This window comes from Robertmurraya sp. GLU-23, from assembly GCF_052983275.1.
On record NZ_JBRKCV010000004.1, the window covers coordinates 190025 to 213965 of the forward strand.

The following is a 23941-nucleotide window of genomic DNA, read 5'->3' on the forward strand; positions in this document are numbered from 1 at the left end:
ATGAAATGGAAAACTTATATCCTGTCTTTTTAAATCTAAAACATAAAAAGGTATATGTAATCGGTGGGGGACAAATTGCTGCTCGCAAACTTGAAGGACTATTGCAATCAGAAGCGGTTATTACCATCATAAGTCCCGCTATCAATGAGTCGATCCTTACCTATGTAAGCAATGGTTTGGTTCATTGGATCCAAAAGACGTTTGAACTAAGCGATATAGAGGATGCGTTCTACATTATCTCTGCTACTAATGATCCACATGTAAGTACTGAATTAAAGAAAGTAGTCAGTCCGCATCAACTCGTGAACTTTGCAGATGATCATTCCTCTTCTAATGTAATCGTACCTTCTGTCGTTAGAAGAGGGAAGCTTGCCATTGCTGTTACGACCTCTGGTGCTAGCCCTAGCTTATCGAAAAAAATTAAAAATGAGCTAGAGGGCATTTATGGTGAAGAATATGAAGAATATGTAGATTTCCTTATGGAAAAGCGCACCTTTATTCAAGAAAGTGTAAAGGACATTTATAAAAGAAGAAAGTTGCTCTCATTATTAGTAGAAGATCCGATATTTCGTACGGAAGAGAGAGAAAAACGCTTCCAAAAAATTTACAAAAAAATCAACAGTAATTGTGAGTAAGGGGTGCCTTACTCCTTTTTTTTATGGTATAATCTGTTTTTGTAAACAGAATGCTAAAATTTAAGAGCATTTTTTAAGAGTATATTAAATATTTTTAAAGAAAAGACAAGAGTCGTCACAATTTGTTAATAACTATGTTGTACACTATTGTTTGTTACTCGCTACTATTTAAGATATTGACAATTACTAAAAATGAGCTATTATAGTAAAGGTTTTAATGATGAAGAGGTGACTAAATATGCTTAACAAAAAATTAACACACATACAATTTTATATTGTGGCAATTATTCTTCTGTGGATTAAAACATATGGAGCATATCGATTTGAATTTAACTTGGATCTTGATAATGGAATACAGAAATTTTTATTATTTATAAACCCCATTAGTTCAGCAATTCTCTTTCTAGGACTTGCTTTATTATTTAAGGGAAAAAGATCTTTAAAGATGCTAGTGACTTTTAATTTCTTTCTTACTTTCTTATTGTTTGCAAACATTGTGTATTACCGCTTTTTCTCCGATTTCATCACGTTGCCAACATTAACTCAAACTGGTAACGCATCAGATCTTGGAGGAAGTATTCTAGCGTTACTTCGACCAACGGATTCATTGTATTTCGTTGACACATTGATTTTGCTTACACTGTTACTAACTAAGCGAGTAACCCCAATGGTTGGAAAATTAAAAGGACGACAACTTGCTCTTGTTTTTCTTACTGGTCTTGGATTCTTCGCAGTCAATCTTGGGTTAGCTGAGACAGATCGACCTCAGCTATTAACACGAACATTCGACCGTAACTATATCGTTAAATATTTAGGTATGTACAACTTTACTATATATGATGCGATTCAAAGCACAGGTGTATCTGCTCAACGAGCGATGGCAGACACGGACGATATTACAGAAGTGCAAAACTTTACAAGAGCGTTATATGCAGAGCCAAACCCAGAATTATTTGGTGTTGCAAAAGGGAAGAACGTAATCTATATTCACTTAGAGTCTGTTCAAAACTTCCTAATTGACTACCAATTAAACGGACAAGAAGTAACTCCGTTTATGAATTCATTAACGAGAGATTCCAATACGTTTTATTTTGATAATTTCTTCCATCAGACTGGGCAAGGGAAAACAGCTGATGCTGAATTTATGTTAGAAAACTCATTATATGGATTACCACAAGGTTCTGCTTTCTCAACAAGAGGACGTAACACATACCAAGCAGCACCTGCCATTCTTGGACAACAAGGCTACACATCGGCGGTGTTCCATGGTAATAATCGTACGTTTTGGAACCGCGATGAAATTTATAAGCGACTTGGATTCGATAAGTTTTATGACTTAAGCTATTACAATGCAAAAGAAGAAGATGTCCTTAACTACGGTCTTAAAGATAAACCGTTCTTCGAGGAATCTGTTTCATTACTAGAGTCCGTACCACAGCCTTTCTATGCTAAATTTATAACTTTATCAAACCACTTCCCATATCCAATGGATCAAGAGGAAGCAACAATTGAAAAGCATACAACTGGAGACACTTCGGTTGATAACTATTTCCAAACAGCACGTTATTTAGATGAAGCTTTAAGTGAATTCTTTACGTACTTGAAGGAAAGTGGTTTATATGAAAATTCAATGATCGTTATGTATGGTGACCATTATGGTATTTCAGAAAACCATAATAAAGCCATGTCAATTGTGCTTGATAAAGAGGTAAATGAATTTGAAAGTGCACAACTTCAAAGAGTACCACTTTTCATACACATCCCAGGTGTTGAAGGTGGAACGATGCATCAATATGGTGGTCAAATTGACTTAATGCCAACTGTTCTACATCTACTTGGTGTAAGCACGAAGGAATATGTCCAGCTTGGTACTGATTTATTTTCACCACAGCATGATGCTGTTGTACCATTCCGTAACGGGAATTTCATTAGTGAATCTGTTACTTATATCGATGGTAGACTCTATAATACAGCAACTGGTGAGCGCATCGAGGAAACAGAAGAGATCACTCGTATGAAGGAACAAACAGAAGAAAAGCTCCGAACATCTGACGTGATTGTTAATAAAGATTTACTTCGTTTCTATACACCAGATGGTTTTACTCCGGTAAATCCTGAAGATTATGACTATACAAACAAGGCTGAGGAACAAACAGAATCTGAAGTAGAAACTGATGGAAAGTTAAAAACTGATGAGACTGAAGTACCCCAAGAAGATATAAACCAATAATAAAAACTGCAAGGGAATTTGAACTGCCCCTAGATTGTTAGACACCAAATCTAACGATTTAGGGGTGTTTTTATGGCTAATTTTACTGCCCAAGAGAAAATATTTATTGCTCGTCTTTACCTTGAGGGGAGACATAGTTTTTTGGAACTTCAGGATTTATATAAAGTTTCTTATCAAATGATTCAAGGATGGGTCAGGTTATATCAAATACAGGGAGAAGAAGGATTTAAGAAATCCTATACAAGTTATTCTGCGGAGTTTAAAATGGATGTACTTAATTATATGAAGGATACGGGTTCATCCTCCTACGAAACGGCTGCTATTTTTAATATTTCTTCTCCAGCATTAGTTCGAACTTGGCGGCTAAATTTTAATGCTGGTGGATTTGATACCCTCGTTCCTAAGAAAAAGGGGCTAACATCCATGAAAAAAGAGACAAAAAAGAGAAAGTTAGTAGAGGGTTCAACTGAAGCACTTGAAGAACGAATTAAACAACTTGAGATGGAGAACGCCTATTTAAAAAAGTTAAATGCCTTAGTTCAAATGCAGGAAGAATTACGTCCAAAATTAAAGCGCAAGTAATTTTTGAACTAAAGGCAATCTATGATGTAGTGGATCTTATCAAAGTCGCTGATATTCCACGTAGTACCTATTATTATTGGGAAAAACGATTAAATCGAGAAGATAAATATTTTGCAGTAAAGACAGCTATCCAATCTATTTATCATGAACATAAAGGGCGTTATGGTTATCGTCGTATCACAAAAGAATTAAAGAAAATCGGGTTCTCTCATGATCCCAAGACCATCAACCGCCTTATGAATGAAATGGGTCTAAAATGCCTGGTTCGATTGAAAAAATATCGCTCTTACAAAGGGAATGTTGGACGTATTGCCCCGAACGTAATTCAACGTGATTTTAAAGCAGAAAAAATGAATCAGAAATGGGTAACTGATGTAACGGAATTCCATCTATTTGGTGAGAAGCGCTATTTGTCCCCAATCCTTGATTTATGTAATGGCGAAATCATTGCCTATAAAGTAATGAAACGACCAGTTTATCAACTTGTAGGGGATATGTTAGAGCAAGCAGCTAAGCGTTTAAAATCAGAAGATCGAGTCATCCTCCATTCCGATCAAGGCTGGCATTACCAAATGAAAAGATATCAAAGAGCATTAAAGGAGCATGGCATCATACAAAGCATGTCCCGTAAGGGGAATTGTTTAGACAATGCCGTCATGGAAAATTTCTTTGGCTTATTAAAGTCTGAGCTGCTTTACCTCCAGAAATTCGAAAGTATGGAGCACTTTGAAAAAGAATTAGATGATTATATTAATTACTATAATTACAAACGAATGAAGGAAAAATTAAAAGATCTAAGTCCAGTAGAATACCGAACTCAGATCTTAGAAGCTGCTTAAAATATATGTCTAACTTTTTTGGGTCAGATCAATTTCTCCTTGCAGTTTTCATTTGCTATATTTTCTAACTAAACCAATAAATAGTCGAGTCCCCATAAACGTTAACATTTCAGAGACGAGCGTATGAAACCATGACCATTGTTTACTAAATTTAATTAATTTCGTATTTTTTTCAAAAATCATCTCACCAACCGTCATAGGGACGCTAAATAATAGGGCTTTAAACATAATTCCTAACACGTTCGAATGATACGTGGATTGATTAAAAAGGACACAAGTAATCGGAAAAAGTAAATAATCAAATAATACATTAATCTGAAAATATTTAGGCAAAAACCGCTTAGGATAAGAGACTTTATTCCGTCTAGTTAAGAAGGTATCCATAATACTAGAAAAAAATCCTTTTAGTAAAAAGATAATAATCCAATCTTTTTTAAATTTACCTTTGATAGTAAAAGGTACAAGAAATAATCCCATTATTAATAATCCATTTAATATTCTCTTCTCCATACCATCCCCCCGTTTTCTATAGCATGATGAATTCTTTCGTTTTCTATTATTACCAAGTTTTAAAGAGAATTTCATGCGAACCAAAAAGAAGGCCAATCCAAATGGATTGACCTTCTTTTTTTATAGTTTGAAAGAACTCTTTAACGAAACAATCTGATTAAATACAATATGTGATGGCTTTGAGTCCTTTGGATCTACATTAAAGTAACCATGACGGAAAAATTGGAATTTATCATGTGCTTGAATGTTAGACATATTTGGTTCAATATATCCGTTAATTTTTTGCAATGAATTTTCATTTACGTTATCAAGGAAAGTTTTGTTTTCTGATTCTTCTTCATCCTCGGCTTTGTCGTCTAAGATCAGAGGCTCATACAAACGGAACTCTGTTGGAATCGCTTGTGATGCTTCCACCCAATGTAAAGTACCCTTAACCTTTCTTCCCGTAAAGCCCGATCCACTCTTTGTCTCCGGGTCATACGTACAGTGGATTTCAACAACATTGCCATTCTCATCCTTGATGACTTCTTCGCATTTAATAAAGTAAGCGTGCTTAAGTCTCACTTCATTACCAGGGAAGAGGCGGAAGTATTTACTAGGTGGATTCTCCATAAAGTCATCTTGCTCAATATATATTTCTCTAGAGAACGGAATTTGTCTGATGCCCATATCAGGATTCTCCGGATTTATCTCAGCATCAAGCATCTCTACTTGGCCTTCCGGATAATTCGTAATAACGACTTTTAACGGTCGAAGTACACCCATCGTTCTTGGTGCTTTTAACTTTAAATCTTCACGAACAAAATGCTCAAGCATTGCAGAATCTACCACACCTGACCCTTTTGAAATTCCTGTTTCTTTTACAAACTCACGAATGGCTTCTGGAGTATAGCCTTTTCTTCGTAAACCAGAAATCGTTGGCATTCGAGGGTCGTCCCATCCATCAACAAAGCCTTCATCGACAAGCTGTTTTAGTTTTCTCTTACTCATTACCGTATTGGTAAGCCCAAGACGGCCAAACTCGATTTGTTGTGGCTGGCTATCCATTTCACATTGCTCGACAACCCAATTATAAAGAGGGCGTTGATCTTCAAATTCGGTTGTACATAATGAGTGGGTAACACCTTCAATTGCATCCTCAAGTGGGTGTGCAAAAGCGTACATAGGGTAGATACACCATTTGTCACCTGTATTATGATGACTTGCATGAGAAACACGATAAATAACTGGATCACGAAGGTTAATATTAGGTGAACTCATGTCAATTTTTGCACGCAGTACCTTTTGACCGTTCTCGAATTCTCCCTGGCGCATGCGGGCGAATAAATCAAGATTTTCATCAATTGAGCGATTTCTAAACGGACTTTCTTTCCCAGGCTCCGTAAGTGTTCCACGATATTCACGAATTTCATCAGCTGTTAAATCATCCACATAGGCAAGACCTTTTTTGATTAATAATACGGCTCTGTCATACATTTCCTCAAAATAGTCTGAAGCAAATCGAAGCTCTTCCCACTCAAAGCCAAGCCACTTGACATCTTCCTTAATAGAATCAACGTATTCTTGATCTTCTTTCAATGGGTTAGTATCATCAAAGCGTAAATTTGTACGTCCATTAAACTCGTCAGCTAAACCAAAATTAATTACAATCGATTTTGCATGACCAATATGTAAGTATCCATTTGGTTCAGGAGGAAAGCGGGTAATAATTTCTTTATGTTTTCCCGATTCTAAATCCTCCTTAATAATTGTCTTAATAAAATTTGAAGTTTCCAACCAGAATCAGCCTTTCTTTGTAACTGTTTTAAATATCTATTGTCTTTCATTATAATATATCAGCAACACAATTAAAAACCCTTTATATTTGCGATTTGTTAATAATGTCAAGACTTATTTTCAGAAAATTTTATCAATATTCATTTCCATGAACCTCGAATACTATGCATGCAAACGTTTTATTAGTAAGATTGACCATATTCAAAAAAGTTTTCCAGAAAAGTTTCACTCCTGTAATATTCCTGTAACATTATGATCACAAACAATTCCAGCCGTACATTCCATGCTGTAATATACATGTAATATAAAAGGCTCCTTTTTCTAAGAGATATAAAAAATTCCATACATGGTTGTATAATACACTCCCTCCAATTATTAGTGATACCTTTCTAGTAAAATACCAACTATCATTAAGGTAACAACAAGAGCTAACAGGAGGGAATACATGAAAAAACAACTATTTGCAGCCGCAGTGACAGCAGGTTTACTTTTCACATCCTTCAATGGTACAGCGAGCGCACATGAAAAAACATATAAAGTTTCTTCTGGAGATACTCTTTATCGAATTGCTTTAAACAATAATCTATCAGTCTCGCAAATTATGGAGTGGAACAAGCTTTCTACTTCTAGCATTTTTGTTGGACAAACATTAACATTACTTGCACCACACTCACACACAACCACTACTTCTTCAACGTACACAGTAAAAGCTGGTGATACACTTTGGGGAATCTCAACAAGAAACGGAATGACTGTTAATCAGTTAAAAGCTTTAAACAACTTAACAACAAATACATTGTATGTTGGACAAGTATTAAAATTGTCTGGGACAGCGACAGCTCCAACAACAACTTCAACTTCAACGATTAATTCTTTAATTACAGAATCAAAAAAGTATATCGGTGTTCCATATGTTTGGGGCGGAAGTACACCATCTGGTTTTGATTGTAGCGGTTATTTAAATTATGTATTTGCAAAAGTTGGAGTTTCTATTCCTCGAACAGTGGAGACGATCTGGGGAGCTACAAAATCTGTATCAGCACCTAGAGTAGGGGACTTGGTTTTCTTTACAACGTATAAAGCAGGTCCATCGCATGCAGGTATATATCTTGGAAACAATCAATTTATCCATGCAAGCTCTTCTCAAGGGGTGACGATATCTGATATGAACAACACATATTGGAAATCACGTTACCTAGGAGCACGTACTACTTTTTAATGAGATATAAGTAGAAGAACCTGTCCACACAGTTGATGACCATCATAACTGGGTGGACGGGTTTTTATTTTTCAAAGGACATTATGTTCTGGAACTATATGTTTTCGCTATCGTTGATTTCTTGTTTTAAGTTGGCTCCAAACCGGTTGGAGACACGTAGATCGTGACCATCTTCATCTGATGCTACATGTATGATATCTTCAACTGCACCACGTTTGCTTGCTCGTCTAATTTCCGATTCACTACTTGTCATATCTTCATTTATCAAATGACTCACCTCAAAAGATAGTATGTTCTATCAATAAACATCTATTCTAAGTAGAAGGTAAGGAATTCCTACTTTATGATTGCACCATTTGAGACTGAATGTAATGATACAAAAGCTTTCCTGTATTCTCAATTGACGACTCATGAGTACGCTCAAACGCATGCGAAGAATCGATACCAGGTCCGATTAACCCATGAACGATATCGTGTCCAGAGCGAATCGCTGCAGAAGCGTCAGAACCGTAATATGGATAAATGTCGAGCTTATACCCAATCTTATTTTCTTCAGCTAACTGTACCAAATGTTTTCGAAGTTCATAATGGTACGGACCACTCGCATCCTTGACACAAATCGAAACCGTATATTCATCTGTTGATTGACCATCACCCATAGCACCCATATCTACTGCCAAATACTCAATCGTTTCGGGTGTGATATTGGAATTGCCACCATAACCGATTTCTTCATTGTTAGATATAAGAAAATGCGTGGTGTATGGAAGTTCAATCGATTGTTGCTTAATCGTTTTTATCAATTGTAATAAAATAGCTACACTCGCTTTGTCATCGAGATGGCGTGACTTGATAAAGCCACTTTCTGTTCGCTCCACACGAGGGTCAAAGGAAACAAAATCTCCTACCTCAATACCAAGCTTTCTAACATCTTCTTTATTTTTCACAACCTCATCTATTCGGACTTCCATATTTTCTTGATTTCTTTCCGCTTTACCTGCATCCTTGTAAACGTGAACAGACGTTTGTCGCATTAAAATGGTTGCCGTAAATCTCTTTCCATTACGTGTTTCAATTTGGCAATACTCACCCTCAATGGAGTTATATTGGAAGCCACCAATTAAATCGATCTTCAAACGACCGTTTGACTTTATTTCCTTCACCATTGCCCCTAATGTATCAACATGCGCAGTTAGCATTCTGTGATGACTGTCCACACGCCCCTTAATTGTAGCGAGTAAGCCACCTTTGCGATTTCTTTTTGTTTCCACTCCAATTTCCTCTAAAAACTTCTCTACAAAGGTAATCACGTCATTTGTGTTGCCTGAAGGACTTGGAATAGAGACTAACTCGGTTAATAAATCTAATGTTTCGTTTATATCTATGTACGCCATGCATGATTCCTCCTTTTCAACTAAATAGTAGCATTCGGAATGGGAAAAATACAGCAGTGAGTTTTATAAAAGGATAAATTTGGATATAGATAAAAAAAGAAAACAAAGGAGGGAAATGATGTTCAGGGACATTTTTCATCAATCCACACTCCCACAGGTAGTTATAGAGCCTGACTTAACATATATTGAAATGAACAACGCATTTTGCCAATTTCTCGGATATTCAAAAGATGAATGTGATTCGCTAACGATTGAAAGTATTTCACATCCCGATGATTTTCTACAGGATTTTCGTCAATTTCAAAGGTTACATAATGGGATCATCGCAGAATATGAAATGGTTAAACGCTATATTCATAAAAATGGACAAATCAAAACAGGCAGATTAAAGGTTTGTACAATCCGAGACCAAGAAACAAAGAAAAAATTCTTCCTCGCACAAATTTATGATTTAACTGAATTCACGAAGATTTATGAGGGATTACGGCAAAGTGAGCAAAAATATCGACTGCTTGCAGAGAACAGCTCTGATATTATTTGTTTACATGACTCTCATGGTCACTTTCTGTATATTAGTCCGTCCATCAAAGGAGAGCTTGGTTACGAGCCTGAAGAACTCATTGGTTTTTATTCGCCGAAACTCGTTCATCCTGAGGATCAAGACAGCGTTACGCTAGAAGAACAAACGATTGCTTTTCGAGCAAAAAAGAAGAACGGATCGTATATATGGATGGAAACGGCGATAAAGAAAGTCACTGATGACGAAAGCAATTGCATGTCACAATTTATTACCGTCACACGTAATATTCAAAAGAGGAAGGAAACCGACGAACTCCTAAGAAAGTCGGAAAAATTAGCTGTTGTGGGGCAAATGGCTGCTGCTGTTGCCCACGAAATTCGTAACCCCTTAACTCCAATAAAAGGGTTTATTCAATTACTAAATTCCGGTGCCGAAGTCTCTACTCAATACTCAGCCATCTTACTGAATGAGATCAGTCGGATTGAATCCATCCTATCTGAGTTTCTATCTCTTGCAAAGCCAACGGAAAGAAAGAAGGAAGCGATCTGTGTAAATGACCTTTTAGAACAGGTGATTCAAATTTTCACACCACAGGCATTTTTAGCGAACAAGGAAATTATTTTTCAAAAAAATGGACTGTCAAATAAAAAAATTAATGGCGATAGCAACTCCCTCAAACAGGTGTTCTATAATGTGTTACAAAACGCCTTAGACGCTATCGAGGAAAAAGGGAAAATCATGGTTAACCTTGAAGAAGGGGGCGAGGTCCTTTGTATACGTATAATTGACAACGGTTGTGGCATGCCAGAGGAACGGATCAAACTGATAGGAGAGCCCTTCTACTCTACAAAGGAAAAAGGAACAGGCTTAGGTTTGATGACAAGCTACAATATCATAGAAAATCATGATGGGACAATTAGCTTTGAAAGTAAAGAAGGAGAGGGAACGACGGTTACGATTTCGTTTCCATACATTGAAAAAGAAGCATAAATAAAAAATGAGAGCTCATCAGCTGTGAGCTCTCATTTTTTTCTGATAAAGCCGTTCAAAATATGGGTGCAAATGCTGAACCACATACCCGAGTGTTACCGTGACCACAATCGTACCTACTCCAATTTCTCCTTTGAAGAGAAGAGCGAGTATAAATGCTGAACCTTCGGCGATCACCCTCGCAAACCCAAGAGAGAGACCAAAGCGCTCATGAATCGCAACCATTAATACATCCATGGGACTTGATGGTAGCTTGGCCTGAAGATAAATGGATATACCTAGACCCAAAATAAGAATCCCACAAATAAGTGAGATGACTTTCAACAAAAGTGACTCCGGGTGATAGTGATTAAATAAGACAAAAAACCAAAAGTCAATTAATAAACCAATCGATAAAATTGTAAGTCCTGCTAAATATTCTGGTTTCTTCTTTTGAAGAATGGAATTAATAATAATTAGGATAATACCATTAATTAATACACATGTACCCATGCTAAGGCCAAATACACGTGCCTCTCCAATCGCCAACGCATCCCAAGCACCCGCACCAAGACCTGCTTGAATGATCAGACACACACCAAAGGTAAGTATCATGATTCCGATAAGAAAAAATCCAATTCTGTTTTTCATAAGCTACTCCTTTTTGAACTAATACAAACTATTATCTCCACACAAAGTATGAACATACAACTTGCCAATTCTGCTTTAGATGTTATAGAGTAGGCTTAAATACTGGAGGTAGTTATTTTGGAAAACAAATGCAAACTTAATCATCCCATTGGAGACGTTCGAAACAAATACGAAACTCAAAAAGAGTATTTACCGTCAGACATGATCACCTCTTTTGAGGCATTTTTTACCCATGAACATAGTCAAGATATCTTAAATGATGTGTTTCATCTGTTAAAAAAATACGACCTTGCTTCAGAAGAAGAGCGAGAGCAAAGAAATAAGCGTTTATTTATGGTGTTACATAATGTATAAAAATTGAGTCAGGCATAAAAGTTCATTAAGAGAAGATATAATGAATATAATGTTTAAAAAATTTGGGGTGTCGACATGAAAAAGGAAGTAAAGGTAGCAATGATTGGAATTGGTGCAATTGGAGAACGTGTTCTGCGTAAATTCCAGTACCATTCAGGCGTGGAGCTCGTTGCTGTTTGTGATCATAATGCTAAAAAATTACAGACACTCAAAGAAGACTTAGAAGACGTTTCACTCCATACGGACTATGTAGACATGTTACAGAAAAATGAGATTGATTTGGTATATATTGCAGTCCCTCCCAAATATCATCATGAAATTGCTTTATACGTAATAAAACAAAAGAAGCATGTATTATGTGAAAAACCGTTAGCCAATTCTTTAAATGAAGCCCTCGAAATGCTCCAGGCAGCAAGGGAAGCTCGAGTTACACATGCGATGAATTTTCCAATGGTGTATACAAATGTGTACCAATTATTTAAAGATAAAGTGTTATCTGGAGAAATCGGGGAGGTAAAAAGAGTAGAGGTTCATTTACATTTTACCGAGTGGCCACGTACATGGCAGAAAAATAATTGGATTTCTAGCCGAGAGCAAGGCGGCTTTATAAGGGAAGTAGCACCACACTATATTCAGATGATTCACGATATGCTAGGTGAACTGCGTGACGTAACATCGTTTGTCGATTATCCTGAAGACGAGTCTTTATGTGAAACCTCATTTGTCACACATATGAAGCTTCAAAATGGCGTAACCGTATTATTTAATGGCGTAAGCGGGATTGGCCAGAAGGAACATCTCTCGTTTAAAGTGTTTGGAGAAAAGGGGACGCTTGACTTAACAAACTGGAGCCAGCTTTCTATGAGTTCACCAGATAAGCCCACTACGGTTCTTCCGATTGAAAGAACCGAGCAACATGATATTGTTATGGAGATTCTTAATGCCATTGAAGGAAAAGAAGCAAAAATAGTAACGTTTGAACATGGCTATCAAGTACAACAAGTGTTAGAAAAAATATTGAAAAAATAGCACAAAAGACACCTCACAAGGTGTCTTTTTTCGGTATTCGAAAGATTCCTATTGCGGGGAGAAACTGATTGGGAGTATGATAACTTTTGAATAGTGAAATTGGAAAAAGAAAGAAGCTGTGTGTATGAAACCTTCTTCGTATGAGTATAATGAAAAGCTTAGCATTCAAAATGGAGTCGCTTCAACAATCGTCACAAACATTACGAATAATTACTTCACTTTATTTGCCATCAGCGCCTTAGGTGCGAGCAATTTTCAAATCGGCCTTATGAATTCCCTTCCTCAATTTATCGGTATGTTTGCGATGATTGCCGGATCAATTCTATTAGGGCGATTAAATGAGAAAAAGAAGTTTACCGCCTTATCCATACTCTTTACTCGATTATTTCTTATATTAATGACCTTTGTCATATATATTCCAGGTGACTATAAAAGCTGGGTTTTTGTCATACTAGTTGGCTTAATGAATTTCCCCGGTTCCTTTGCTCTTGTAAGCTGGCAATCTTTGATTGGAGATTTGATACCAGAGTCACGGAGAAGTAATTTCTTTAGTAACCGCAATCGTATATTAACAATGGTAGGAATGATTTCAACTTTTATTATCGGTCTATCTTTACAGTATTTTCATCCTTCCAATCCAATGCCCTACCAAGTATTATTTTTTCTAGCCTTTTTATTTGGTTTAGTGGAAGTGTATTATTTATTTAAACATAAGGAACCAAAGCTAGAAAAGAAAACTATGTCCAAAAGCAAAGGACTCGGATTTCATGTTTATAAGCACAAGCCATTTCTATACTTCTTAGTTTGTGGATTATTCTTTAACTTTGCTTGGCAAATGGCTTGGTCACTTTTTAGCATTTACCAGATTAAATATGCCATGGCTACGGGTCTATGGATTAGCTTATTTGCTGTTGCGAATCAAGTCGCACAAATTGTCAGCTTTAAGTGGTGGGGAAGAATGGCAGACAAGCATAGCAATGCGAAGATGATGATTCTTGTGTCGGTCGGGATGGCAACCGCTCCTATTTTAAACGTTTTGTCTACCAATCTAGTATACTTATTAATCGTGAACGGGTTGTCAGGTTTCTTCGTCTCAGGCACGGTCTTGATCTTATTTAATCAACTGCTAGAAGTAACAAAAGAAGACAATCGAAGCTTATGTATCTCACATTACAATGTGTTATTAGCATTTGTGGCTTTTATCGCTCCTCAGTTTGGGGTATATTTACTTGAAACCACATCTATGGACATGGCCATGACGACAGCAACTGTATTGCGTGGATTAAATGCTTTTCTTTTCTTAGCTCTTTACATTTTCATAAAAAAAGGAAAATTTAAGCAAAACACGCTTATTCCGTCTAACTAACCATTGTTCTAGAATGACCCTTTTCGGTCTATACTAACAAAAAGTGGTCGGCAAATAAGGAACAAGTCATCTTCATCCGAGGGTGACTATTTTCTTTCAAGAAATACGGTATGCAGATAGATGAAGGGGGATTCGCTTGTGGAAAGGGAACGAGAACTAGAGCAAAAAAGAGTTAATGAGATCATAAAAGTAATTGATTATAAATCAAACAAAATCTTTAAGCATCTTGAAAAAGTTGGTGGAGATGCACTTGAAATTAGGCAAAATTTTTGGAATGACGTAACGGTGAATACGGACGAAGCGGATGATTTAGCAGAAACATTCTCAAGCATCAAACAACAAGCCCAGCTTCTATTAGAAAGGGAACGAAGCCAAAGTCAACTCGATAAACAAATCAATACCTTGTTTCGATTGAAAAAATCACCATACTTTGGTCGTGTAGACTTTTTAGAAAACAACGAACCAACTACCGAATCTATTTACATAGGAATTAGTTCATTAATGGATGAAAAAGATGAAGACTTTCTTATATTTGATTGGAGAGCACCAATATCCAGTCTTTATTACGATTACTCTCCTGGAGAGGCAAAATATATCACACCAGAGGGGACGATTGAAGGTGTCATCGAGTTAAAGCGTCAATTTTTAATTCGCAACAGTGTTATACAAGGCATGTTCGATACCGGAATTACAATTGGTGACGAAATGTTACAGGAAGTACTAGGAAATAACGCGAATTCACAAATGAAAAGTATCGTTGCGACAATTCAAAAAGAACAAAATCGAATCATTCGAGATGAAAAAAGCAAACTTTTAATTGTTCAAGGAGTTGCAGGAAGTGGAAAAACATCGGCAGCCTTACAGCGTGTAGCTTATTTACTTTACCGTTATCGCGGGAAGATTACCTCTCAAAACATTATGCTGTTTTCACCTAATCCTTTGTTCAATAGTTATGTGTCCACGGTTTTGCCAGAGCTTGGTGAAGAGAACATGCAGCAAAGTACGTTTTTAGAATTTCTCTCATCAAGAGTAGGTCGAAAGTTAGAGCTTGAGGATTCTTTCATGCAGCTAGAAAGTCTCCTTTCCTCCGAACAGATCAATTCGTACGAGCTACGAATGAAGAGTATTAAGTTAAAGTCGAGTCTTGATTATAAAAATATTCTTGATGGCTATATTCAACAACTAAACCATTCAGGCCTTCAGTTTCATCCGATCGTTTTCAAAGGAAAAGTTCTTTTGTCAGCTGAAGACATAACAGAAAAGTTTTATCGTCTAGATAAACAAGCAAGTATCCCAAGTCGAATGGAAGAGTTAAAAGAATGGTTATTAAAAGAAATTCGTAAACACAAACGCGCAGAAGCAAAGAAAGACTGGGTAAAGGAAGAAATCCAGTTTCTTGATAAGGAGGATTATTTAGAGAGCTTCAAAAAACTTCAAAAAAAAGAAAATGACGGGTTTCAAGATTTTGAAGTAGAAGAGAAATTTTTATCCAGTGTTGTCGTTGCTAGATATTTTAAACCTCTCATCAAAAAAGTTAAAAGATATCAGTTCATTGATTACGAAGAACTATATCGAAACCTATTCTTCACTCTGTCTGGAGAATGGGAGGAGGTCGTTGGACTAAGCTTAAGGCAATTAGAAGAAGGAGTTTTAACCTATGAGGATGCAACCCCATTTGTCTATTTAAAAGAGAAGATCGAGGGAAGCAAATCTAGGCTTTCTATCAAACACGTCTTTATTGATGAGGCACAGGACTATTCACCATTTCAATTTGCTTATATTCGTGAATTGTTTCCGGTAAGCAAAATGACCTTACTTGGTGATATCAATCAAGGGATTTATGCACATACGGATGACACAAGCTCCATTTTGCTTGGAGAAGACGTGAAAAACAAAGAAACCATTATTTTAACGAAGAGCTATCGGTCAACAAGACCAATTGTTGAATTTACAAAAGGCTTATTACCAAACGGGGAAATGATCGAACCGTTTAACAGGGATGGAGAGAAACCAACTCTAACCATTTACAAAAAGAAGGAAAGTCATGAACAGGGGTTACAAAACCTTCTTGATCAGCTTGTTGAAGCAGGGCATGAAACGATTGCAGTCATTTGTAAAACGGCGAAAGAAAGTGCAACAGTCTATGCTTCCTTAAAAAACAGTCGTGATGTTCACCTGGTCGAAAAGGGAACCGTCTCCTTCGAAAAAGGGATTACCGTCATCCCAGCATATTTGGCAAAGGGGATCGAGTTTGACGCAGTTGTTATTCACGACGCATCTGAACATACGTACTTTAGAGAAAATGAACGAAGACTCTTTTATACAGCTTGCACAAGAGCGATGCACGAGCTACACATCCTTTCCCTAGGTGAACCGTCTATACTTTTAAAAAATAGTATGGAAAAACTACAGGCAGCCTTCAAATAGGCTGCCTGTTTATCTATGTTTATAACGAGTCTGCAAGCTCGAACCAGTACGTGCAGAGTGTCTCAAGCCCTTTGTCAAAGTTCTCAAGATGGAAATGCTCGTTTGGAGCGTGGAAATTTTCCGTTGATAAGCCAAAGCCCATCAATACGACTGGTAAGCCTAATAATTGATCAAAAGCGGCAACGATTGGAATCGATCCACCTCCACGAGTGTAAGAAGTAGGAACCTTGTAAATCGCTTCATATGCTCTGCCAGCTGCTTGGATGGCCGGATGCTCAAGAGGAGTTACGTACGGATGACCTTGATCAAACAGGGAAACATTTACCGTCACACCCGCAGGTACATTTGCGTAAATATGCTTGGTTAAAAGATCTGCAATTTCAGCTGGATCTTGATTAGGTACCAAACGACAGGTAATTTTTGCAGAGGCCTTAGCAGGAATGACCGTTTTAATACCATCTCCTTGAAAGCCCCCGTAAATGCCGTTTACTTCTAAAGTCGGTCGTACGTATGTACGTTCTCGGGCGGTAAAACCAGGTTCTCCATGCAGTGCAGAAACTCCTAACTGCTCCATTAGTTCCTCGTCTATGTCACCTAGTGCAGCAAAAGCTTCTCGTTCTTCTGGTGTAATCTCTTGAACACGATCATAAAAGCCTTCGACTAACACTTTTCCGTCAGGACTGTGGAAGGAATTCACCATCTCCACTAGTGCATGAATCGAATTCTGCACCGCACCTCCGTATAGTCCTGAATGAAGATCGCTATTTGCACCAGTTACATCGATCTGAAGTCCGCATAAACCGCGTAATCCATAACAAATCGCAGGCATTCCAGGTCCTTGCATACCGGTGTCTGAAATCACTATCACATCAGCCGCCAACAGTTCCTTATTCTCTTCAACAAACTGTGGAAGAGTAGGACTTCCAATTTCTTCTTCCCCTTCAATACAAAACTTGAAATTCACAGGAAGGCTGCCAGTTGTTCGTAGGATCGCTTGCACTGCTTTTATATGCATAAACACTTGACCTTTATCATCACTAGCCCCCCTGGCGTAGATTTTATTGTCACGAATATTGGCTTCAAATGGGGGAGTATCCCAAAGATCAAGCGGATCAACCGGCTGAACATCATAATGGCCGTATACGAGTACAGTTGGCTTTCCTTCTTGCTTTAACCAATCACCATACACAACAGGATGTCCGTTTGTTTCATACACTCGGACATTTTCCATACCGGCATCCTCAAGTGCTTTTGCCGTCCATTTTGCTGCTTCTTTCACATCATCTTTATGCACAGAAAGAGAGCTAATACTTGGTATGGCCAAATACTCTGTAAGCTCTTCTAAATGTTTGCTTCGATTCGAAATTAAATATTGAAAAATCTCTTTGTTCATCACTCATTCTCCTTTAATAAAAACAGTTCTTAATTAGTATTTCGATAGACGAAACGAAAAATCCTTCAAAAAAAATCATGGGGATTTTTCATAATATTGGTAGAAAAAATATAGTGAGAGTAGTATAATGGTGTAAAATTACACAAAAAGGAGGATATGACAATGAACTCCATTACAAAGGAGCAAAGGAAACAGATCTTTCGAGAAGAGCTTTATTTATTAAAACAAGAGCAACTTATTTCTCATGCTATCTATAACAAGGTAATCGAAGAATACGAACACTATTACTATATAAGTATCCCTAATGAAACGTTAAAAGAAAAAGTGACGACACCTGTTAAAACAGTGGTTGCCAAACCAGAGAAAAAGAAAATGGTAAGAGAAAAGAAGAAGAAAACGCCCGAGCAATTACGTGAAAGAAATATCACTTGGTTGCTTAACTTAGGGGTCATTCTGCTATTGATTGGTGGTTTATATGTGGCGACTAGCAACTGGGAGACCATGTCTAGTTGGATGAAGGCTAGTGCCATCGGTCTGGTTGCTTGCTTATTCTACGGAATGGCTTATATTTCTAATAGAATTCTTCATATCAACCAAACAGCTTTCGCTTTTACCGTACTGGGAAGCTTATTTCTGCCCATTTTCCTGCTATCTCTTGGCTGGTTTCAGCTATTAGGCTCTTATTTCTCTTTTACAGGAGAGGGAAGATACTTGCTTGGAATGCTAAGTGGCTACATACTTGTTCCAGTTTATCTATTTTTAGCTAAAAAGATTTCTTCTCGTTTATTTATTTGGTTTGCAGGAATTGCTGCTACAATTGGTACTGCATTTTTTCTCACGGCACTTCCTATCCAAAGAGATGGTTTTTATTTCGGAATGATGTTGTACCATGCGGGCTTGTTAGTCTTCCATTTTTATATGAAAAAGAAACCATCTCTTACATGGTTTACAAAAGAGATCCTTCCATTTTTCCAAGCTAGCTTAGTACTGACGACGGCTTTTATGCTCCTTCTATTTGATAACCCTGTCTTCTATGGTATGAACATCTTACTCACTGCCGTCTTATATTTATCAATGGTATTTGTGACTGGCCACAAAAACTATCATTTTGTTTTTACCTTATTTTTGGTTTATGGAATGTATCAGATTGTCGAGAACTCTATCCTTCTAACAGTTGGACCAATCATGTATGCATTGGTAGGGTCGTTTCTACTAGGCATTCCTCTATTTTTACAAGGAGGAATGGATTGGAAGAAAACCTTCTCGATGACAAGTGCGGTGGTATCACTTATTGCATTTGTGTACATATCCGCCAAAGCCTTCCTCGTCAACTTAGGAGATCCAACACTGGTGATGATGATTTCTTATTTGGTTCTTGCCGGTAATTTTTATTACTTAGCTCTTTCTGAAAAAAAGCAGTGGTTTACGTATGTAACTTCTAGTTTTTTAGTTGCAGCTTTATTTGAATTAATGATGCTTGTAAATAAGGTTGCCCTGTTTGAATCCTTTCTCCCATTGGTTTTTATCGGGTTCTTCCTCTTCATTGTTTTTGGTGTTACGGTGCCGTCGGTCATTCACCAAAGCTCTAGAGATGTGGGGTTGGGGGTCATGCTTTTACCGATTCTTCCGTCATGGCTGATGTATGACTGGTGGGAAACAGGGGTGATGTTTGGGTTATTAGCTATATGCTTGATCCTTGGCAAAAAAGTGGAGGAACGCTCGTTTTATCAGGAAATAACTACTTGGGTCATTCCTATTTGTTATGGGTTAAGTATGGCTGCCTTCTTCGAGGAAGGTAAGGAATGGTTGGACTGGAGCAAGGAAGCCGTGGGTCCTGCCCTAAATTTTATCGCAGGAAGCGTACTTCTTCTCTTGATCGAGAAGACAAAGAAACCGGCCTTTTTTGTATCACAAGCCTTCTACTTGGTAGGAATTCTTTATGCATTTAGTTTGCCAGTAAATGATTATATCAGAGTTTTTATTCTCTCTGGTGGAATCGCTGTTTCGTATGTGCTTTATCAACAGACAAAGCAAAAGGCCCTCGTGTATTACGTGACTCTTTGCTCTCTCATTACCTATATTTCTCTTATATATGCGATTCATGAAAGTTCTCGCTTTCCTTTATGGCTAGAAGAGGAGCAATGGGTGTTCGGTGGAGTGATTTTAATCGTAGTAAGCTATGTAATTCGAAGATATGACTTAGAACTGTCTACTAGTTTCTTATACACAGCTCATGTATATTTACCAATAGCCTTGCTACTTACATTCTTTGCCTTTAATAGTGATGGCATTTGGAGCTTTGCGATTGCTACTTCGCTGTATGGCGTGAGTGTTAAGCTCGTTAGCAAAGAATGGTTAATAAAAACGCTCCTTTACGGCTGTTATGTAAGTTTATTTGTTGCTGTCAGTCTATTTCTTACTGATTGGGACTCGACCGAGTATTCCTTTTTCGTGACAAGTATCTCTATAACGATATGGTGGGGAATTAGTACGAAAGAATGGAAGGAGAGGACAACCCTTTTTCTTGTTCCATTTTCAATTATCGGAATGCTCTCCATGCTAACATCGTATCCTTTTGGGGAATATACGTATATTTGTCTGATGCTTTATGGGATAGGGCTATTGTTCCTTATACACCATCAAAAATGGGATTTCCTCGTTTTACTCCCATTGATTGTCATGCTAGCAGGCAGCATTCAACTTTCTTATGTTTCAAGCTTACTCGTTCCAGAGAGTACAATGGTACTTTTTGCGGGTCTCGGCTTGTGTTCCTTTTTTGCAGGTAGAAAGCTTTACAAAGGACTATTCGTGTCAAATGCAAAACTTCCATTTCTCTATTGTGATGCGTATACAGTTACAGCTTTTCTGTACGTTTTATTTCTGTATACCTTGGAAACAGAAGGGATACTTTTGAGGATCTTGCCTGGTATCCTTATATGTATGTTTTTGTGGATGCAGCAAAGGCGGGTTAGTCCAAAGCTTGTTTGGATACCAAAATTTTTAGCGGGCGGCTATTTACTCGAGCCTTACTATCAAGTGCTTGACCAACTTACGATCCCTGTTTTGTTCGAGAGAGAGTTATATGTGTTACCATTCATCCTACTTGGAGTTTATCTGGGGCGATGTTTGAAGGGGACATATTCCCTATTAATTCAAAGAATTCAATGGGGAATATTGATCGCAGTCGCTTTATTACTCGTTCAAGATGGTTTACAGAGCAATACCGTGTATGATGCGATTATCGTTGGAACCCTTTCACTTCTTTCGGTTTTGGCTGGAACGATACATCGAATCAAATCGTATTTCTTTGTTGGCTCAGGTGTCCTGTTACTTAATGTCTTCTTGCAAACAAGACCATATTGGGGCAATCTCCCATGGTGGGCATACTTGCTACTAGCCGGATCCTTGTTAATCTCTGTGGCTAGCTATAACGAATGGAATAAACAAAAGCGCTCAAAAGGGGAGACACCAAAGCTAGAAGAAATCAGAAGGAAGGTTCTGTTGCGACTAAAGACTTGGAAATAAAAATTGTAATGTTTGTTTTTTCTACTAGAGTAGTGATATGATATAAACTGATTTTACATAAGAAGGAGATGTTCTCACAATGGCTAAAAAAGGATATATAGCAATGGAGAATGGGGAAAAAGTAGAATTTGACTTATTCCCGAACGAAGCACCTGGTACAGTTGAAAACTTTGAAAAATTAGCAAACGAAGGTTTCTACGATGGAGTTACTTTCCACCGTGTTATCCCTGGTTTCGTAAGTCAAGGGGGAGACCCAACTGGAACAGGAGCAGGCGGCCCTGGTTATTCTATCAAATGTGAAACAGTAGGAAACCCTCACAAGCATGAGGAAGGCAGCCTTTCTATGGCACACGCTGGAAAAGATACAGGCGGAAGCCAATTCTTTATCGTTCACGAGCCACAACCACACTTAAACGGAGTTCACACTGTATTCGGTAAAGTAACTTCAGGAATTAGTGCTGTAAAAGCGATGAGAAACGGTGACACAATGAAAGAAGTTCGCGTATTCAACGCTGAATAATACAAAGGAAGAGTCCGTTTGGGCTCTTTTTTTTTGCCCAAGCCACACACCGCTCTAATGAATGAACCACAATCCTCTTTCATATATTGGTACAAGCGTGCACAAAGGAGGGGACGACCATTCGGTTTTTAAAGAATTTTAAAGATTTTGCAACAAGGGGGACGGTCGTTGAAATGGCGATCGGGGTCATCGTTGGAACAGCGTTTGTTAAAATGGTGGACTCGTTCGTGAAGGATATTATTACGCCGCCGCTTGGCCTTATTTTAGGGAGAGTTAACTTCACAAACATGTACTTTTCCCTGACAGGACAAACCTACACGACTTTAGCTGAGGCGAAAGAAGCAGGGGCGATTACGATTAACTATGGCGTATTTATCGGTACCATTATTGATTTTGCCATTATTTCATTTGCAACTTATTTTGTCCTTTTACAGATAGGGCGTTTAAAAAAAGTGCCTGTTGTTAGCATCCCGGTAAAGGAATGTCCATTCTGTTTGTCAAATATTCCTGCAAAGGCTGTCCGGTGCCCACAATGTACCTCGCAACTTACGATCGATGGGGAAGATGAGTTCGAGGAACAAGATAATAATACCCGAGTAAAAATTCATTTTCGACAAAATAAAAAGCGCTTGAGCTAGCTATTCTCAAGTGCTTTTCCAACGTTACCAAAGTAATTCATAAAGACGGCTATTAAATAAATTCGTATCAATCGGACATTGTGATGCATCGCGGCCATATTGCCAGCCCCACACATTGGCCTTACATGACGGCTTTTTCGGACGAAAGTTAGGAGCGCTTCTTGCTCTCGTCGGACCAGGCTCGGGCTCTGCACTCCACAAAATGAGCTGGTTGGCCACTTTATTATCTTTAGCAATAGCGGCACAATATGCTTTATTAAATTCTCCATGAACCGGATCGTGATATAAGCCAGCTTTGTAGCCACTCGGGTACATCGCGTCGACAAAGCCTCTTATCCATTCTTCATCTACTTTAAAAAACTTCTCAATATTGCCAAAAACCACTTTGCCCTTTGGGATACTTAATCGTCTTGCATGATAAATGGCATTTTGTGCAACAACTTTTCCTTCCCGGTATCCAACCGCTTCACTAAAATTACTTAATATCGGTAACAGTTTAATGCCTCTATTACGAATAAAACGTACTTCTTCTCTCGTGAGCCCAGCTACTTTTCCAGAAATGGGTGCTAAATATCTTCCCCAATAGGATGGTTTCCCAAATCCCTTTTCCACACAACTATACAGGTCCTCCGTTACTTCTGCAGCAGAGTCTACACCCCAATAATAAGCCAATGGCCATTCTCCCTTCAACTTATGTTAACTTTAGATTATATCGGGAGAATCTTGTCCTCATTCCAAAAAAAGCGTGATTACCTAGGATGATTCTAAGTAATCACGCGGTGTTTATTTATGAGCTTGGCACTAATAATATAGCGTTCAGGTGCATTGCCTATAAAATAGAAGGGGTAACAGGTTGTCACCGTCAAAGTTGCACTAGGCTTTGGTGTCATAACCGTATGATCGTCCGCTTTTACAATTCGTATGCGATAGATTTTATAGGTGAAAGTTCCTTCTGTTGTTTTAACGATTAGTTCATCGTCTTCCTTCAGATGACGCAAGCCTCTAAATACGGTGTCTCGATGACCTGAAAGAATCGTATGATTTTCTTCACCGGGCAAAGCACTTCGAATATAATGACCGACTCCTGTACGCAATACTTCTTTTCCAGTACCTTCATAAATATCAAACACTTGCTCTAATCGAGGAATGTACAGTTCACCAAATTTCTCACCGATAGATGGTTTCGCTTCATATACTGGCCACTGTTTGTCAGGAGGTTCTTCTGTCAATTGCTCAGAAGAAGAGGGTTCTATTTTAACCTGTTGGACGGAAGAGATTCCTATTATATAGTAATACGTGTTGACAGCAATAAGACTAACCCCTAAAAGGAGAAAGCCTACTGCCAGCATTTTTATTTTCATGTA

Annotated in this window: 20 protein-coding genes; 12 read left to right on the forward strand and 8 right to left on the reverse strand. The window is 37.9% G+C overall.

Annotation, left to right across the window (positions count from 1 at the left end; genetic code table 11):
* The first annotated feature begins 5 nt into the window (after positions 1 to 5).
* The 3 genes from ACVBAX_RS10045 (at position 6) to ACVBAX_RS10055 (ending at position 4286) form a co-directional block, all read left to right on the forward strand.
* On the forward strand, positions 6 to 635 hold the full coding sequence (locus ACVBAX_RS10045; RefSeq protein ID WP_447116901.1) for a precorrin-2 dehydrogenase/sirohydrochlorin ferrochelatase family protein: 630 nt from the start codon (positions 6 to 8) through the stop codon (positions 633 to 635).
* Positions 636 to 873: 238 nt separating this feature from the next.
* Positions 874 to 2865 carry an LTA synthase family protein gene (locus tag ACVBAX_RS10050; protein ID WP_447116902.1) on the forward strand — a complete coding sequence of 664 codons (1992 nt, stop codon included), beginning with the start codon at positions 874 to 876 and terminating at the stop codon, positions 2863 to 2865.
* Between the two features lie 72 nt (positions 2866 to 2937).
* Positions 2938 to 4286, forward strand: a protein-coding gene (locus tag ACVBAX_RS10055) for an IS3 family transposase (protein WP_447116903.1) whose coding sequence is annotated in 2 segments (ribosomal slippage) — positions 2938 to 3382 and positions 3382 to 4286 — 1350 coding nt in all. Because the reading frame shifts where the segments join, the coding sequence is not laid out codon by codon here.
* A 48-nt stretch (positions 4287 to 4334) separates the two neighbouring features.
* On the opposite strand, the gene ACVBAX_RS10060 is transcribed toward ACVBAX_RS10055, so the two are convergent.
* Together ACVBAX_RS10060 and ACVBAX_RS10065 are read right to left on the reverse strand one after the other, a co-directional pair.
* A complete protein-coding gene (locus tag ACVBAX_RS10060) occupies positions 4335 to 4796 on the reverse strand; it encodes a CBO0543 family protein (RefSeq protein WP_447116904.1) in 462 nt (153 codons plus the stop codon).
* 120 nt (positions 4797 to 4916) lie between these two features.
* Positions 4917 to 6572 (reverse strand): glutamine--tRNA ligase/YqeY domain fusion protein, encoded by a 1656-nt coding sequence (locus ACVBAX_RS10065; RefSeq protein ID WP_447116905.1) that lies wholly within the window; start codon positions 6570 to 6572, stop codon positions 4917 to 4919.
* Positions 6573 to 7017: 445 nt separating this feature from the next.
* On the opposite strand from ACVBAX_RS10065, the gene ACVBAX_RS10070 reads away from it, so the two are divergent.
* Positions 7018 to 7791 (forward strand): NlpC/P60 family protein, encoded by a 774-nt coding sequence (locus tag ACVBAX_RS10070; RefSeq protein ID WP_447116906.1) that lies wholly within the window; start codon positions 7018 to 7020, stop codon positions 7789 to 7791.
* A gap of 94 nt (positions 7792 to 7885) precedes the next feature.
* Here ACVBAX_RS10070 and ACVBAX_RS10075 read toward each other — a convergent pair whose 3' ends face one another.
* Complete coding sequence (locus tag ACVBAX_RS10075; protein ID WP_447116907.1) at positions 7886 to 8044, reverse strand: hypothetical protein; 159 nt, start codon at positions 8042 to 8044, stop codon at positions 7886 to 7888.
* An 88-nt stretch (positions 8045 to 8132) separates the two neighbouring features.
* On the reverse strand, positions 8133 to 9185 hold the full coding sequence (locus ACVBAX_RS10080; RefSeq protein WP_447116908.1) for a M42 family metallopeptidase: 1053 nt from the start codon (positions 9183 to 9185) through the stop codon (positions 8133 to 8135).
* 118 nt (positions 9186 to 9303) lie between these two features.
* Between ACVBAX_RS10080 and ACVBAX_RS10085 the strand changes: the two genes are divergently transcribed.
* Complete coding sequence (locus tag ACVBAX_RS10085; RefSeq protein WP_447116909.1) at positions 9304 to 10695, forward strand: PAS domain S-box protein; 1392 nt, start codon at positions 9304 to 9306, stop codon at positions 10693 to 10695.
* 18 nt (positions 10696 to 10713) lie between these two features.
* On the opposite strand, the gene ACVBAX_RS10090 is transcribed toward ACVBAX_RS10085, so the two are convergent.
* The gene (locus ACVBAX_RS10090) at positions 10714 to 11325 is read right to left on the reverse strand and encodes a YczE/YyaS/YitT family protein (protein WP_430774299.1); all 612 of its coding nucleotides are present in this window, start codon (positions 11323 to 11325) and stop codon (positions 10714 to 10716) included.
* A 117-nt stretch (positions 11326 to 11442) separates the two neighbouring features.
* Between ACVBAX_RS10090 and ACVBAX_RS10095 the strand changes: the two genes are divergently transcribed.
* From ACVBAX_RS10095 to helD, 4 genes are all read left to right on the forward strand, one after another.
* Positions 11443 to 11679, forward strand: coding sequence for a hypothetical protein (locus ACVBAX_RS10095; protein ID WP_430774300.1), 237 nt, complete (start codon positions 11443 to 11445; stop codon positions 11677 to 11679).
* Between the two features lie 75 nt (positions 11680 to 11754).
* Positions 11755 to 12708 carry a Gfo/Idh/MocA family protein gene (locus ACVBAX_RS10100; RefSeq protein WP_447116910.1) on the forward strand — a complete coding sequence of 318 codons (954 nt, stop codon included), beginning with the start codon at positions 11755 to 11757 and terminating at the stop codon, positions 12706 to 12708.
* A 124-nt stretch (positions 12709 to 12832) separates the two neighbouring features.
* A complete protein-coding gene (locus ACVBAX_RS10105; RefSeq protein WP_447116911.1) occupies positions 12833 to 14074 on the forward strand; it encodes an MFS transporter in 1242 nt (413 codons plus the stop codon).
* 138 nt (positions 14075 to 14212) lie between these two features.
* On the forward strand, positions 14213 to 16501 hold the full coding sequence (gene helD / locus ACVBAX_RS10110; protein ID WP_447116912.1) for an RNA polymerase recycling motor HelD: 2289 nt from the start codon (positions 14213 to 14215) through the stop codon (positions 16499 to 16501).
* A 19-nt stretch (positions 16502 to 16520) separates the two neighbouring features.
* Here the strand turns inward: helD and ACVBAX_RS10115 are convergent, their stop codons facing one another.
* The gene (locus tag ACVBAX_RS10115) at positions 16521 to 17894 is read right to left on the reverse strand and encodes a dipeptidase (protein WP_447116913.1); all 1374 of its coding nucleotides are present in this window, start codon (positions 17892 to 17894) and stop codon (positions 16521 to 16523) included.
* Between the two features lie 162 nt (positions 17895 to 18056).
* Between ACVBAX_RS10115 and ACVBAX_RS10120 the strand changes: the two genes are divergently transcribed.
* The 3 genes from ACVBAX_RS10120 to mscL all read left to right on the forward strand — a co-directional run bounded on the left by ACVBAX_RS10120 (position 18057) and on the right by mscL (position 22577).
* The gene (locus tag ACVBAX_RS10120) at positions 18057 to 21419 is read left to right on the forward strand and encodes a hypothetical protein (protein ID WP_447116914.1); all 3363 of its coding nucleotides are present in this window, start codon (positions 18057 to 18059) and stop codon (positions 21417 to 21419) included.
* A 79-nt stretch (positions 21420 to 21498) separates the two neighbouring features.
* Positions 21499 to 21939, forward strand: coding sequence for a peptidylprolyl isomerase (locus tag ACVBAX_RS10125; RefSeq protein ID WP_447116915.1), 441 nt, complete (start codon positions 21499 to 21501; stop codon positions 21937 to 21939).
* 86 nt (positions 21940 to 22025) lie between these two features.
* The gene (gene mscL, locus ACVBAX_RS10130; RefSeq protein WP_447116916.1) at positions 22026 to 22577 is read left to right on the forward strand and encodes a large conductance mechanosensitive channel protein MscL; all 552 of its coding nucleotides are present in this window, start codon (positions 22026 to 22028) and stop codon (positions 22575 to 22577) included.
* A gap of 24 nt (positions 22578 to 22601) precedes the next feature.
* Here the strand turns inward: mscL and ACVBAX_RS10135 are convergent, their stop codons facing one another.
* Both ACVBAX_RS10135 and ACVBAX_RS10140 read right to left on the reverse strand, forming a co-directional pair.
* A complete protein-coding gene (locus ACVBAX_RS10135) occupies positions 22602 to 23249 on the reverse strand; it encodes a glycoside hydrolase domain-containing protein (protein WP_447116917.1) in 648 nt (215 codons plus the stop codon).
* A 92-nt stretch (positions 23250 to 23341) separates the two neighbouring features.
* A complete protein-coding gene (locus tag ACVBAX_RS10140; protein ID WP_447116918.1) occupies positions 23342 to 23938 on the reverse strand; it encodes a class D sortase in 597 nt (198 codons plus the stop codon).
* Positions 23939 to 23941: the final 3 nt, after the last annotated feature.

What these genes read in the sequence shown, in the direction of transcription:
- ACVBAX_RS10100 (WP_447116910.1), top strand. Translation starts at nt 11,755, where the DNA reads ATGAAAAAGGAAGTAAAGGTAGCAATGATTGGAATTGGTGCAATTGGA.
- ACVBAX_RS10120 (WP_447116914.1), top strand. Translation starts at nt 18,057, where the DNA reads ATGAACTCCATTACAAAGGAGCAAAGGAAACAGATCTTTCGAGAAGAG.
- ACVBAX_RS10050 (WP_447116902.1), top strand. Translation starts at nt 874, where the DNA reads ATGCTTAACAAAAAATTAACACACATACAATTTTATATTGTGGCAATT.
- ACVBAX_RS10070 (WP_447116906.1), top strand. Translation starts at nt 7,018, where the DNA reads ATGAAAAAACAACTATTTGCAGCCGCAGTGACAGCAGGTTTACTTTTC.
- ACVBAX_RS10090 (WP_430774299.1), bottom strand. Translation starts at nt 11,325, where the DNA reads ATGAAAAACAGAATTGGATTTTTTCTTATCGGAATCATGATACTTACC.
- ACVBAX_RS10060 (WP_447116904.1), bottom strand. Translation starts at nt 4,796, where the DNA reads ATGGAGAAGAGAATATTAAATGGATTATTAATAATGGGATTATTTCTT.
- ACVBAX_RS10140 (WP_447116918.1), bottom strand. Translation starts at nt 23,938, where the DNA reads ATGAAAATAAAAATGCTGGCAGTAGGCTTTCTCCTTTTAGGGGTTAGT.
- ACVBAX_RS10115 (WP_447116913.1), bottom strand. Translation starts at nt 17,894, where the DNA reads ATGAACAAAGAGATTTTTCAATATTTAATTTCGAATCGAAGCAAACAT.
- ACVBAX_RS10080 (WP_447116908.1), bottom strand. Translation starts at nt 9,185, where the DNA reads ATGGCGTACATAGATATAAACGAAACATTAGATTTATTAACCGAGTTA.
- ACVBAX_RS10045 (WP_447116901.1), top strand. Translation starts at nt 6, where the DNA reads ATGGAAAACTTATATCCTGTCTTTTTAAATCTAAAACATAAAAAGGTA.
- ACVBAX_RS10105 (WP_447116911.1), top strand. Translation starts at nt 12,833, where the DNA reads ATGAAACCTTCTTCGTATGAGTATAATGAAAAGCTTAGCATTCAAAAT.
- ACVBAX_RS10075 (WP_447116907.1), bottom strand. Translation starts at nt 8,044, where the DNA reads ATGACAAGTAGTGAATCGGAAATTAGACGAGCAAGCAAACGTGGTGCA.
- ACVBAX_RS10125 (WP_447116915.1), top strand. Translation starts at nt 21,499, where the DNA reads ATGGCTAAAAAAGGATATATAGCAATGGAGAATGGGGAAAAAGTAGAA.
- ACVBAX_RS10085 (WP_447116909.1), top strand. Translation starts at nt 9,304, where the DNA reads ATGTTCAGGGACATTTTTCATCAATCCACACTCCCACAGGTAGTTATA.